General features: G+C 60.6%; 12 protein-coding genes. 2 read left to right on the top strand and 10 right to left on the bottom strand.

What is annotated here, in order from left to right; translation table 11 throughout:
* Positions 1–5 precede the first annotated feature (5 nt).
* From BMZ32_RS08125 to BMZ32_RS08155, 7 genes are all read right to left on the bottom strand, one after another.
* Complete coding sequence (locus tag BMZ32_RS08125) at positions 6–776, bottom strand: MetQ/NlpA family ABC transporter substrate-binding protein (protein ID WP_090241200.1); 771 nt, start codon at positions 774–776, stop codon at positions 6–8.
* Between the two features lie 78 nt (positions 777–854).
* Positions 855–1,532, bottom strand: a complete 678-nt coding sequence (locus BMZ32_RS08130) for a methionine ABC transporter permease (RefSeq protein ID WP_090241202.1) — start codon at positions 1,530–1,532, stop codon at positions 855–857.
* A complete protein-coding gene (locus BMZ32_RS08135) occupies positions 1,532–2,539 on the bottom strand; it encodes a methionine ABC transporter ATP-binding protein (RefSeq protein ID WP_090241203.1) in 1,008 nt (335 codons plus the stop codon). The genes BMZ32_RS08130 and BMZ32_RS08135 overlap by 1 nt, the downstream gene beginning before the upstream one ends.
* A gap of 196 nt (positions 2,540–2,735) precedes the next feature.
* The gene (locus BMZ32_RS08140; RefSeq protein WP_090241204.1) at positions 2,736–3,575 is read right to left on the bottom strand and encodes a PA5502 family lipoprotein; all 840 of its coding nucleotides are present in this window, start codon (positions 3,573–3,575) and stop codon (positions 2,736–2,738) included.
* 68 nt (positions 3,576–3,643) lie between these two features.
* On the bottom strand, positions 3,644–4,432 hold the full coding sequence (znuB, locus tag BMZ32_RS08145) for a zinc ABC transporter permease subunit ZnuB (protein WP_090241205.1): 789 nt from the start codon (positions 4,430–4,432) through the stop codon (positions 3,644–3,646).
* Positions 4,425–5,231: a zinc ABC transporter ATP-binding protein ZnuC gene (gene znuC, locus BMZ32_RS08150; protein WP_090241206.1), complete on the bottom strand. Its 807-nt coding sequence runs from the start codon at positions 5,229–5,231 to the stop codon at positions 4,425–4,427. Before znuC ends, znuB begins: the two co-directional genes overlap by 8 nt.
* Positions 5,228–5,713 carry a Fur family transcriptional regulator gene (locus tag BMZ32_RS08155; protein ID WP_090241208.1) on the bottom strand — a complete coding sequence of 162 codons (486 nt, stop codon included), beginning with the start codon at positions 5,711–5,713 and terminating at the stop codon, positions 5,228–5,230. The genes znuC and BMZ32_RS08155 overlap by 4 nt, the downstream gene beginning before the upstream one ends.
* Positions 5,714–5,779: 66 nt before the next feature.
* Here BMZ32_RS08155 and BMZ32_RS08160 point away from each other — a divergent pair, with 66 nt between their 5' ends.
* On the top strand, positions 5,780–6,703 hold the full coding sequence (locus BMZ32_RS08160) for a zinc ABC transporter substrate-binding protein (protein WP_090241210.1): 924 nt from the start codon (positions 5,780–5,782) through the stop codon (positions 6,701–6,703).
* A gap of 167 nt (positions 6,704–6,870) precedes the next feature.
* On the opposite strand, the gene BMZ32_RS08165 is transcribed toward BMZ32_RS08160, so the two are convergent.
* The 3 genes from BMZ32_RS08165 to BMZ32_RS08175 form a co-directional block, all read right to left on the bottom strand.
* On the bottom strand, positions 6,871–8,376 hold the full coding sequence (locus BMZ32_RS08165; protein ID WP_090241611.1) for an amidase: 1,506 nt from the start codon (positions 8,374–8,376) through the stop codon (positions 6,871–6,873).
* A gap of 498 nt (positions 8,377–8,874) precedes the next feature.
* Positions 8,875–9,825, bottom strand: a complete 951-nt coding sequence (locus BMZ32_RS08170; protein ID WP_090241212.1) for a homoserine kinase — start codon at positions 9,823–9,825, stop codon at positions 8,875–8,877.
* A 15-nt stretch (positions 9,826–9,840) separates the two neighbouring features.
* A complete protein-coding gene (locus BMZ32_RS08175) occupies positions 9,841–10,125 on the bottom strand; it encodes a DUF2782 domain-containing protein (protein WP_090241216.1) in 285 nt (94 codons plus the stop codon).
* 73 nt (positions 10,126–10,198) lie between these two features.
* On the opposite strand from BMZ32_RS08175, the gene polA reads away from it, so the two are divergent.
* A complete protein-coding gene (gene polA / locus BMZ32_RS08180) occupies positions 10,199–13,048 on the top strand; it encodes a DNA polymerase I (protein WP_090241613.1) in 2,850 nt (949 codons plus the stop codon).
* The last annotated feature ends 242 nt before the right edge of the window (positions 13,049–13,290 follow it).

A 13,290-nucleotide genomic window follows, 5' to 3' on the forward strand; every position in this document is an offset into this window, starting at 1 on the left:
GGTTCTTAGAACGCCGGTACTACGGCGCCCTGGTACTTCTCCAGGATGAAGGCTTTAACTTCAGCGCTGTTCAGCGCCTTGGCCAGCTTCTGCATGGCGTCGCTATCTTTGTTGTCAGCGCGGGCAACCAGCTGGTTAACGTAAGGCGAGTCGCTGCCTTCGATGACCAGGGCATCTTTGGTTGGGTTGAGCTTGGCTTCCAGGGCGTAGTTGGTGTTGATCAGCGCCAGGTCAACCTGAGTCAGTACGCGCGGCAGGGTAGCCGCTTCCAGCTCACGTACCTTGATGGCTTTCGGGTTCTCGACGATATCTTTCGGCGTGGCGAGGATGCCGGCTTCCGGCTTGAGGGTGATGACCCCAGCCTTCTGCAGCAACAGCAGGGCACGGCCGCCGTTGGTGGCGTCATTGGGGATGACTACGTTGGCACCTTGCGGCAGCTCGGCCAGGCTTTTGTGCTGGCTGGAGTAAGCACCGAAGGGCTCAACGTGCACACCGACAACACTGATAAGCTCGGTGCCACGGCTCTTGTTGAATTCATCCAGGTACGGCTGGTGCTGGAAGAAGTTGGCATCCAGGCGCTTTTCGGCGACCTGCACGTTGGGTTGTACGTAGTCAGTGAAGACCTTGATGTTCAGCTCTACGCCTTCTTTGGCCAGGGCTGGCTTCACGAATTCGAGGATTTCCGCATGCGGTACGGCGGTGGCCGCGACGCTCAGGCTTTCGGCCTGGGCGGAGAAGGCGGCTAGGGCAGCGATTGCAACGATCAGTTTTTTCATCATAAATCTCCTTGTTAGTTGGATGCGGAGTTCGGCAGGTAACCGTTATCCCGCTGTCTTGTGCGCCCGAAAGGCGGCTTATTTTCTGGAAAAATGCACCACCAGCTTGTCGCCGACGGTTTGTAGAATCTGTACCAGCACCAGCAGTAGCACCACGGTGACCAGCATTACATCCGGTTGATAGCGCTGATAGCCATAGCGTACTGCCAGGTCACCCAGGCCGCCGCCGCCAATCAGGCCGCTCATGGCGGTGTAGGACACCAAGGTAATCGCGGTCACGGTGACGGCTGCAATAATGCCGGGCAGCGCCTCGGGCAGCAGTGCGTTGACGACGATTTGCCGGGTGGTCGCGCCCATGGCTTGGGTCGCTTCGATAATGCCGCGATCCACTTCACGCAGCGCCGTTTCCACCAGGCGCGCGAAGAACGGCGTGGCCCCGACCACCAGCGGTGGAATGGCGCCGGCAACGCCCAGCGAGGTACCGGTGACGATCACCGTGAAGGGGATCATCACGATCAGCAGGATCACGAACGGCACTGAACGCAGAATATTCACCAGCAGCGACAGCACGCCATACAGCGCTTTTTGTTCGAACATCTGCCGTGGGCTGGTGAGAAACAGCAGCACGCCCAGCGGCAGGCCCAGCGCTATGGTGAACAGCATGGAGCCACCGAGCATGCTCAGGGTGTCCAGGCTGGCGTAGCCGATTTCTATCCAATCGACATTGGGCAGCAGGCGAGTGAGTAGGGCGTCCATTAGCGCAGCACCTCCAGATGCACGTCGGCGGCTTCAAAGCGCGCCAGCGCGGCGTCCAGATCGCCGCCGGTCAGAGCCAGGGTCAACTGGCCATAGGGGGTGTCCTTGATACGGTCGATACGTCCAGCGAGGATGCTGTAATCCACACCGGTTTCGCGGGCGACGGTACCCAGCAGCGGCGCATAGGTGGCTTCGCCTTGGAAGGTCAGGCGCAGGATGCGGCCTTGCACGTGGGCGAAATCGTCACGCTGTTCGCCTTCTTCAATCTGCTCGTCTTCCTGCACGAAGCGTTTGCTAGTGCTGTGTTGCGGGTGCAAAAACACCTCGGCCACCGTGCCGGATTCGACTATTGAGCCGGCGTCCATCACTGCTACGCGGTCACACACGCGGCGGATCACATCCATTTCATGGGTAATCAATACGATGGTCAGGTTCAACTCGCGGTTGATCTCGGCCAGCAGCTGCAGCACCGAGGCCGTGGTTTGTGGGTCGAGGGCGCTGGTGGCTTCATCGCACAGTAGAATTTTCGGCTCGGTGGCCAGGGCGCGGGCGATACCGACGCGCTGTTTCTGCCCGCCGGAGAGTTGCGCCGGGTATTTGTCAGCGTGATCCTGCAGGCCCACCCGAGCCAACAGCTCGGCGACGCGGGCAGCGATAGCGCTGCGCGACAGCTCGCCTGCCAGCTTCAGCGGCATGGCAACGTTGTCGGCGACGGTTTTCGAGGACAGCAGGTTGAAGTGCTGAAAAATCATTCCGACGCGTTGGCGAAAGCGCCGCAGGCCATTGGCGTCAAGGGCGGTCACGTCTTCGCCGTCGACTTCGATGCGTCCGCCCGAGGGTTCTTCCAAGCGGTTGATCAGGCGCAGCAGGGTGCTTTTGCCGGCGCCGGAGTGGCCGATGATGCCAAACACTTCGCCACGGGCGATGTGCAGGTCGCTCGGCTGCAAAGCAGGGATGTCCTGGCCACTGACGCGGTACGCCTTGTGGACCTGATAAAAATTGATCACGCGTTAAACCTTTTGGGTTTCAGGGTGGCCGGATAGGCATAAACGGCCGGCTAGTCTACCCGGCACTGCTTAGGTCGCAAAAATCTTTATAGACCTATGGTTATAGCTGAATTGCATTAGTAGGCGCGCTCTCGGGAGAGTTTAGCCAGTGCCCATGCAAGCGACCGGACAAGCCCGGTTGTTGCTGCGCGGTGGTTTAGCGCTTTGGGCTGAGCACCAACTGTGGCACTTGAGCAGGGTTGATTACCTGGCTTATGCGCGGGCTGAAGCTTGGGTCCAGCCGTTTGATGCGGGCATTGAGCAAGGAGGCGACCCAGGGAAAGTCCTTGCTCTGACGGACTTCGATGCGCACCGCGCAACGGAACGTCACAACATCCGCCGCGACAGCATCGAGCAGGCTGCGCAGGCGTTCATTATCCTGATTGTCCAGCATCGGCATGCTGATCACGCTGCTGGCGGCGGCGGGGTCGATCAGCTTGGCTTGGGGCTTGGCTGGTGCTGGCGCAGGGCTTGGCAGCTGTTTGGCCTGACTCGCCGCTGTTTGACGCTCGGCGGCCAGGCGCAGCTGACGGGCTTGTTCCAGACGTGCGGCTTCAGCGCGTGCTGCACTGAGTGCGTTGGCTCGCTGCTGTTGCTCGGCGGCGGCCAATTCGGCTGCGCGGGCTTGAGCAATAGCGCCATCCAAACCGGTAGTCAGTGCCGGTGCCTGGGGCATCAGGCTGCGGGCGCGGCTCAGCGCTTTGGTGGCATTATCCAGGTCACCGGCTTGCAGGGCTTTTTGCCCTTGTTGCAGGTGCGCTTCGGCGAGCTGGCGTTGGAACTGCTCCAGGCGCGTGTCGCCCGCTGCGCGTTGCTGCAGGTCTACTAACTGGCTTTCCGCATTGCTCAAGTCACCACGGTTAAGGCTCTGGTCGAGTTGGCGAAAAGCGCTGACCAGATCATCCACTGGCAGATTGGCCGGTTGTGGCGCGTGTTGGCAGCCGGCCAGCAGCAGAACCAGCATCAGGGTAAAGCCACGGAAAGCGAACGATTTCATTACTGCGCGTCTCGGATTGTGCAAAAAACGCGCAAGTCTACACTGCGCTCGGTAGCATCACCAACAGTTCAGCCGGTGCGTCTAGGCAGGGCAAAGCTCAGTAGAAACAGACTGGCGGCCGTGACCACAATCGATGGGCCGGCCGGAGTGTCCTGGAACCACGACAGGCTCAGGCCGCCACAGACTGCGACTATGCCGAGGAGGCTGGCGCCAAACGCCATCTGTTCGGGGGTGCGCGCATGGCGCTGAGCCGCGGCGGCGGGGATGATCAGTAAGGAGGTGATCAGCAGCACGCCAACAATCTTCATCGCCACGGCAATCACTACGGCAATCAGCAACATCAGGCTTAGGCGGATCGCCGCTACCGGCAGGCCTTCTACCTTGGCCAGCTCCTCATGCACGGTAATCGCCAGCAAGGGCCGCCACAGCACGGCCAGCAGCACCAGCACCAGCGCACTGCCGCCGATGATCCAGGCCAGGTCAGTGGGGCCGACGGCGAGTAAGTCGCCGAACAGGTAGCCCATCAGATCGATGCGCACATCCTGCATAAAGCTCAGCACCACCAGGCCGAGGGACAAGGTGCTGTGGGCGAGGATGCCGAGCAGGGTGTCGGAGGCCAGCGGTTGGCGGCTTTGCAGGGTGACTAGTAAGGTAGCGAGCAGCACACAGCCGACTGTCACCGCTAAGGTTGGGCTGACATCCAGCATCAGACCCAGCGCCACGCCGAGCAGCGCGGCGTGAGAAAGGGTGTCGCCGAAATAGGCCATGCGTCGCCACACCACGAAAGAGCCGAGCGGTCCGGCAACCAGCGCCAGAGCAAGGCCGGCGAGCAGGGCATTGAGTAGAAAATCAGCCATGCTTGCAGTCGTCTCCGTGGATATGCGGTTTAACCGGACCTTTGATGCTTAGGCCCGAGGTGTTGTCGCTGACCACTGCGCCATGCAGGTCGTGTTCATGGTCGTGGCGGTGGGTGTAGATCGCCAGGCTCTTGGCGTCCTGGCCGAACAGCTCAACGAAGGCCGGGTCAAAGCTGACCTGTTCTGGGTGCCCGGAACAGCAGACGTGGCGGTTCAGGCACACCACTTGGTCGGTGGTGCTCATCACCAGATGCAGATCATGCGACACCATCAAGACGCCGCAGCCATAGCGATCACGCAGTTGGGTGATCAGTCGGTACAGCTCGGCCTGGCCGGCGACATCGACGCCCTGAACCGGCTCATCCAATACCAGCAATTCCGGCTCGCGCAGCAGCGCACGGGCCAGCAGCACGCGCTGCAGCTCACCGCCGGAGATGCTTTGCAGCGGGCTATCAATCACCTGCTCGGCGCCAACTTCGGCCAGCGCAGCTTGCGCACGGGGGCGATCAACCCCCGGCACCAAGCGCAGAAAACGCAGCACCGAGAGCGGCAAGGTGGCATCTACGTGCAGCTTCTGCGGCATATAGCCGATGCGCAGCTTGGCTTTGCGCCAGACACTTCCGCTGTTGGGTTTTAGCAGGCCGAGCACGGCGCGCACCAGGGTGGTTTTGCCGGCACCGTTGGGGCCGATCAGGGTGACGATTTCACCGGGCTTTACGCTGAGTTGCACATCCTGCAGCACGTGTTGCCCGGCGAAAGTCACGCCTACGCCTTCGAGGCGAATCAATGCGTCGCTCATGCCTGCTCCCGGCAGCCGGCGCACAGCCCAACCACTTCCACCGTTTGGCTTTCTACAACGAAGCCGACTGCCGCCGCGGAGCTGACAATCGCGTCGCTGATCGCCGCTTGTTCCAGCTCGATGGCCGCGCTGCAGCCACGGCAGATCAGGAACTGTCCTTGGTGCGGATGCTCCGGATGGCTGCAGCCGATAAAGGCGTTAAGCGACGCGATGCGATGCACCAAACCGTTTTCCAGAAGAAAATCCAGGGCGCGATAGACCGTTGGCGGCGCCGCGCGGCGACCGTCTTCCTCACTCAGCACGCCGAGGATGTCATAGGCACCTAGCGGCTTATGGCTGTGCCAGACCAGTTCCAGTACGCGCTTGCGCAAGGCGGTCAGGCGCAGGCCCTGGCGTGTGCAAATGCTTTCTGCCTCGGCCAGCGCTTGGCTGACGCAATGGGAGTGGTCGTGTGGACGTGAGGCCAGGGGTGCTTGAGTCATGGGCAACGACGAATAGGTTAAGAGACGTTATTATATTACCTGTTCCCGCCCGTATGAGTGCTGCCCGTGTTGCGTCTTTTTTCTACTGCTTGCCTGCTATTCGTCACTTTTTCCCTTAGCGCTGTCGCTCAGGCCGAGGTGCGCGTGCTGACCAGCATCAAACCGCTGCAGTTGATTGCGGCCGCCGTGCAAGACGGCGTGGGCCAGCCAGAGGTGTTGCTGCCGCCGGGTGCGTCGCCGCATCATTACGCGCTACGCCCCTCTGATGTGCGCAGCGTGCGCGATGCAGACCTGCTGTACTGGGTTGGCCCTGATCTAGAGAGCTTCCTGCCGCGTGTGCTGGTCGGCCGGGTTAGCGTCAGCGTGGCGGTGCAGAATCTGCCAAGGATGAGCCTGCGCCATTTTGGCGAAAGTCAGGCGCAGCATAAGGATGATCACGCCGATGAGCATGATCATGCGCACCGCCCTGGTAGCCTGGATGCGCACTTGTGGCTACTACCGGCCAATGCCCGTGTTATCGCCGACAAAATGGCGGCTGATCTGGCGTTGGCTGATCCCGTTAACGCGGCGCGTTACCAGGCCAATGCCGCAGCCTTTGCCGGCCGATTGGAAGCGCTGGATCAACGCCTGAGCGCTCGTTTAGACGCCGTGAAGGGTAAGCCTTACTTCGTTTTTCACCAGGCCTATGACTACTTCGAAGCCGCCTACGGGCTGAGCCATGCCGGCGTATTGAGCGTGCTCGGTGAAGTGCAGCCAGGCGCTCAGCATGTTGCCGCCATGCGCAAACGGCTGCAGCAAGCCGGCCCGACCTGCGTGTTCAGCGAGCCGCCGTTTCGTCCGCGCTTGGCACAAACCCTCAGCGCCGGTTTGCCGGTGACCCTGGCCGAGATGGATGCCATGGGCGCTGCCTTGGCGGTCGATGCACAGGGTTATGAGACGTTGCTGGAGAACCTTGCGGCCGAGCTGGCGGGCTGCCTGGAACCGCTTTAGTCAATGCTGTCATCGGCCTTGGAGTATGGATGCGTGTGGCTACGGTCTGTCTGCACGTTGCCAGCGAGAAGCTGGGCTAGATAGGCTGGCACTCTTCTGCTGCATGAATCGCCAAGGGGCCGCTGTAAGCTGGCACCCGACGCTGACACCGGCAGCCGCACGCGAACTTACGACGGGTACGCCAAAGCTGGTAAGCGCTGTATCCACGGCTGGGCCTGTTCGAGCTGCGCCGCCACTTGCAGTAACAGCGCCTCGCCGCCGAAAGCTGCCATGAACTGCACGCCCAGCGGTAAGCCCGCCGCCGTCCAATACAGCGGTACGCTCATTGCTGGTGTTCCGGTGAGATTAGCCAGCTGGGTGAAGGGCACGAGACTCAGGTTCTGCCGGGACAGCTCTGCCAGCGGCTTTTCCATCATCCCCAGTTTGGCCATCACACCCAGCAAGCCGCTGTTTAGCAATACCGACAGCAAGCGCTGTTGCCCCGAGGGCATCAGCGCGGCCTCATGTAGGGCTGGCGGGCAAGCCAGCGTTGGCGTGAGAAACAAGTCATAGCGCAGATGGAAGGCGCCCAGCACACGGGTGAAATGGTTCCAGCGTCGATGGCTGCGCACATAGTCCCCGGCGCTGGAGGCTTTGCCGAAGGCTTCCAGCAGACGTGTCGATAGCTCAAAATCGGCACTGTTGGCGCCGGCAGCACGGGCTTCGGCGAGGGTGGCCGCGACTTGGCCGAAATACATCTCCAGATAACAACGGGCCAGCTCCTGGCCGTCGTACAGCGGACGGTCTTCGACCACCTCGTGGCCCATTGCAGCCAGCAACTGTGCGGTGTGTTGCACGGCGGCGACGGCGTCCGGGTGTACCTCGGTACCTAACGGAGATTGGCTGCTAAAGGCAATCCGTAAGCGTCCAGGCTCGCGTCGCATTAGGTTGCTGAAGCTGTCTGCAGGCGGCGCAATAGTGAAAGGTTCGCCGCACGCGGTTCCGGCCAGCACATCAAGGGCCAGTGCTGAATCGCGCACACTGCGCGACACCACCAGGTCACTTGACGCGCCCTCCCATATTTCACCAGCCGCTGGCCCCGCCGGTACTCGGCCCCGCGATGGTCGCAGACCGAACAGGCCGCAGCAGGCCGCCGGAATACGGATGGAGCCGCCGCCATCGTTAGCCCCGGCTATGGGCACGATGCCGGCTGCAACGGCGGCGGCTGAGCCACCGCTGGAACCGCCTGGGGTTCGCGTAAGATCCCAAGGGTTGCGGGTTATGCCAAATGCGTGTGGGTCAGTGAAACCTTTAAGCGCCAGCTCCGGCGTGTTGGTCTTGCCGATGATGACTGCGCCGGCATCCAGCAAGCGTTGCACCACCGTCGAGTGCTGCGCAGGGACTACGTGGCGAAAACCCCGACTGCCGTTAGCGGTTGGAAGCCCCGCATAGTCCTGAACCGCGTCCTTGATCAGCAACGGCACACCGGCGAGAGGTCCGCTGAGGGTTTCCTGCACCCGCTGTTGTGCCTGCGGCAGCATGCTCAGGTTGACGGCGTTGATTTGCGGGTTCAGGCGTTGCAGTTGTGATGTCGCCAGGTCCAGTAGCTCAGCGGCGCTGACGTCGCCCTGCTTGACGAGCTGTGCCAGTGAGCAGGCATCAGCCTGAAGGTATTCGTGCAGACTGAGCGTCATCGTATTGCCCCTGTAAGGATTCATCAGGCCGTGTTTGATCACTGCATTGACCACACGGGTTATCACCTTGCCGAGCAATCTGTTGTTAGTTATATGCTCGGGAAACGTCCTCGGCGAGAATGGCATAGCGTACTCGCGGCGGTGATTTTTATTGCGCCATCCTGACTTTCAGCAGCCACATGTCGAGGGTTGATAGCTGAGCAAGCTACTGTTGTCGAGGCCATACGAATCCGTTGCATGGAGTAAATTTCAGCGAGGCGTCCAGGCACTATATGCCTTGCCTGGGTGTTCGCTGCAGGCAGATGCCCGCGTGACTAAGCACGCTCGCCAGCGTGCATAAAAACCTTCCCTGCAAGCAGATAAAGCAGGGTCTGGCAGTTGCGGCGATCAATGGACGACCGAGCATCAAGGGTGCGGGCACGATCCTGTCGTGCCCTGATCACGGCCTGGTTCAGCTCTCTTAAGAGCTGTGCAGAAAAGCTATGAAGTGAGTCGTTTCTAGAAAGCGAATGGCAGCGCCAACTCGATGTGTTGGCGCTGGGCTAGGCGGCGCTGGAATTCATCCGGATCGTGGATCAGTACCTCTTGCCCGGCAAAGGACTCGACGGCAATCAGCCGGGACAACCAGAAGCGCACGCAGGCAATGCGCAGCATGGCCGGCCACAACTCGGCTTCAGCGGCGGTGAAGGGGCGTAGCGCGGCATAAGCGCCGAGCATTGCCTGCGCGCGTTTGCTGTCGAGGCTGCCATCCTCCTGCGAGCACCAGTCATTCAGGGCGATCGCTAGGTCGTAAAGCATCGGCCCCGAGCAGGCGTTGTAGAAGTCGATCACTCCGGCCAGGTGATTACCGTCGAACAATACGTTGTCGCGGAATAGGTCGGCATGCAGGTTGGCCTGCGGCAAGGCGAGAATGCGTGGCTTGAGCGCCTGAATTTCTACTAATGCATCACGCAGCAAGTGCAGCTGTTCATCCGGTAACTGCAGTGCCAGGCTTGGTCCTTCGGCGAGCATCCAGTCTAGCCCGCGATCGCTCTTGCGCGGCAAGGGCTGCGCGCGGGTGGCCAAGTGGATACGTGCCAGCAGTGCGCCGACTTCCTGGCAATGGTGCGGATTGGCGCTCTGTACGTGTTTACCCGCAAGGCGCGGCTGCAGCAGCGCCGGCTTTTCCGCCAGGCTGCGTAAGGCCTCGCCGCTCACCGTGCGCAGGGCATAGGGAACGGGCAGGCCGGCGTCATGCAGCACGTCGAGCAGCTCGATAAAGAACGGCAGGTCGGCACTTGGGCCCCGCTCGATCAGGGTCAGAACAAACTCGCCCTGTTCCAGGCTGACAAAAAAATTGCTGTTCTCGCTGCCGGCAGCAATGCCCTGAAAGTCGCGTAAGCGACCCAGGTTATACGGGGCGAGAAACGTCTCGAGCTCGTGGCGCTCAAGCGGGGTAAACACCGACATGACTGAACTGCCTTATTACCAGCTGAAAATTTCCCAGGCCGGAATCAACATATCCGGGCTGTCCGAGCGAACAAAGTTGCCATCACTGCCGTCTGCGCGTACCAGAAAGTACGGCTTACCGCCTTTTGGGATGACTTTCACTGCATAAAGAAAACCGTTGACCCGGTATTCCTGGACAGTGCGATCGCCTTCCTGGCGAATGGTTACGTCTGGCTCTGCCGACACCGGATCTTCGGCTTGAGCGGCAAGCGTGGTAAATGCCAGCAGGCTGGCCAGCAACAGGCGATTGAGTGTGCGCATGGTAACCTTGTCCTTTGCTTTCAATGGTGTGGCCATTCTAACGCCGCCCCCGCCGAAAAGGTTGATCCTGCTCATGAGTCAAACCCCTTTAGTCTTGGTCGACGGTTCTTCCTACCTGTACCGTGCCTTCCATGCCCTGCCGCCGCTGACCACGTCCAAAGGCTTGCCTACCGGCGCGGTTAAGGGTGTGTTGAACATGCTCAAGAGCCTGCGCAAGCAATACCCGAAAAGCCCGTTTGCCGTGGTGTTCGATGCCAAGGGCGGGACCTTTCGCGATGAAATGTTCGCCGACTACAAGGCCAATCGTCCCTCGATGCCGGACGACTTGCGAGTGCAAGTTGAGCCGTTGCACGCCAGCGTTAGGGCTATGGGTTATCCGTTATTGTGCGTTGAAGGCGTTGAGGCGGATGACGTAATCGGCACCCTGGCCCGCCAGTGCGCCGCCGAAGGGCGTGATGTGGTGATCTCCACCGGCGACAAGGACATGGCTCAACTGGTGTGCCCGCACGTAACGCTGGTCAACACCATGACCGGCAGCGTTTACGACATCGAGGGCGTGAAAACCAAGTTTGGTGTCGGTCCTGAACTGATCATCGATTACCTAGCGCTGATGGGTGACAAGGTCGACAACATTCCCGGCGTGCCGGGTGTCGGTGAGAAGACCGCATTGGGTTTGTTGGTCGGTGTGGGCGGTGGCTTAGATGTGGTCTACGCCAACCTCGACAAGGTGCCAGCGCTGCCCATTCGCGGGGCCAAGACCCTGCCAGCCAAGTTGCTTGAGCACCGCGACATGGCCTACCTGTCCTATGCCCTGGCGACCATTAAACTGGACGTGCCGCTGAATATCGAAATCGAGTCACTCCACCCCGGTGAGATGGATGTGCCCGCCTTGGTGGAGCTGTACGCCGAACTGGAGTTCAAAACCTGGCGCGATGAGCTGCTGCGCAGTAACCCTGCTCCAGCAGTTAAAGCTCAGGCGAAACCAGCTGGCGATGATCTGTTTGCCCTGGCGCCAAGTGCCCCCGCCGTGCCCGAGGCGGTTGCAGTTGCAGCGGTTACTCCCGTGGCTGATGAAGCCCTGGCCGAGATCCCGGCTGCTGTAGCGTTAGGCGATTACACCTGCATCCTTGAGCAGGCGCAGTTCGATGTCTGGCTGGAGAAGCTGAACAACGCCGAGCTGATTGCCTTCGACACCGAAACCACCGGTCTGGATGCACAAAAGGCCCAGCTGGTCGGCCTGTCGTTTGCGGTCAAGGCTGGCGAAGCGGCCTATATCCCGCTTGCGCATTCTTATATGGGTGTACCGACTCAGCTGGATCGAGACGCGGTGCTCAAGGCGCTGCAGCCGATTCTCGAAGATCCCAAGAAGGCCAAAGTCGGTCAGCACGCCAAGTACGACATCAATATCCTCGCCAATGCCAGTACGCCGATCCAGGTGCAGGGCGTGAAGTTCGACACCATGCTCGAATCCTATGTGCTGGACTCCACCGCCACCCGGCATGACATGGACAGCCTGGCGCTGAAGTACCTGGATCACAGCACCGTGCGTTTTGAGGATATCGCTGGCAAGGGCGCCAAACAGCTGACCTTCGACCAGATTGATCTGGCTCAGGCGGCGCCCTATGCCGCCGAGGATGCCGATATCACCCTGCGTCTGCACCAGCATTTGTGGGCCAAGCTGGACGCCGAGGCGAGCCTAGCCAAGGTGCTGCGCGAAATTGAGATGCCTCTGGTGCCGGTATTGGCGCGTATTGAACGCCAAGGCGCGCTAGTGGATGCCAACCTGCTGGGCCTGCAAAGCAATGAGCTGGGCGAAAAGCTGGTGGCGCTAGAACGTCAGGCTTTTGAGATTGCCGGTGAGGAATTCAACCTGGCGTCGCCCAAGCAGCTCGGGGTGATCCTCTATGAGAAGCTCGGCTTACCGATCATCAGCAAAACCGCCAAGGGCCAGGCCTCGACCGCCGAAGCAGTGCTGGCAGAGCTGGCCGAGCAGGATTACGAACTGCCCAAAGTGCTGATGCAGTACCGCTCCTTAAGCAAGCTCAAGAGCACCTATACCGACCGCTTGCCCGAACAGATCAACCCGCGCACCGGGCGCATTCACACCAGCTATCACCAGGCGGTTGCCGCGACTGGGCGCTTGTCGTCCACCGATCCGAACCTGCAGAACATCCCGATTCGCACGGCCGAAGGGCGGCGTATTCGCCAGGCGTTTGTTGCGCCCAAGGGCTACAAACTGCTGGCGGCGGACTATTCGCAAATCGAGCTGCGCATCATGGCCCACCTGGCCAAGGATGAGAGCCTGCTGGATGCCTTCCGCCACGGCCGCGATGTGCACAAAGCCACCGCCGCCGAGGTGTTCGGCGTAGCGCTGGATGAGGTCACCACCGATCAGCGGCGCAGCGCCAAGGCGATCAACTTTGGTTTGATCTACGGTATGAGCGCCTTTGGTCTGGCCAAGCAGATTGGCTGTGATCGCAAGCAGGCCCAGGCCTATATCGACGTCTACTTCGCCCGCTATCCGGGCGTGCTGGCCTATATGGAGCGCACCCGCGAACAGGCCTCGGAGCAGGGCTATGTCGAAACCCTGTTCGGCCGTCGCCTGTACCTGCCGGAGATTCATGCGAAGAACCAGGCGCTGCGCAAAGGTGCTGAGCGCACGGCAATCAACGCGCCGATGCAGGGCACTGCGGCGGATATCATCAAGCGCGCGATGGTCACGGTGGATAACTGGCTGAGCGAATCCGGTCTGGATGCCAAGGTCATCCTGCAGGTGCACGATGAATTGGTGCTTGAGGTGCGCGAGGACTTAGTCGACGCGGTACGCGAGCAGATCAAGCCGCTGATGGGCAATGCCGCGGTGCTGGATGTGCCGTTGTTGGTGGAAGTGGGCGTTGGCAATAACTGGGATGAAGCCCATTGATGCGAGGCTAATCGCTAAGCTGAAGCGCGGGTATGGCGGGGCTAGGGTTTATGAGTATCAGTTCGGCAGTTCTTATAACTAATTAATTATCTTGCAGGCCTGAACTTTGTTCTGACTCGGCCACTCAGAGTTTATGGATGGCCTAGACAACCATTCAATACTCCTTTGTTGTGTTAAGTGTTGGCAAATTCTGAACCCCGCCCTAGCGGTTCAGATGTTGAACCCCGAGCCTCCCTCCCCCA

Origin of the sequence: Pseudomonas guineae, assembly GCF_900113745.1 — a bacterium.
Taxonomy (GTDB): domain Bacteria; phylum Pseudomonadota; class Gammaproteobacteria; order Pseudomonadales; family Pseudomonadaceae; genus Aquipseudomonas; species Aquipseudomonas guineae.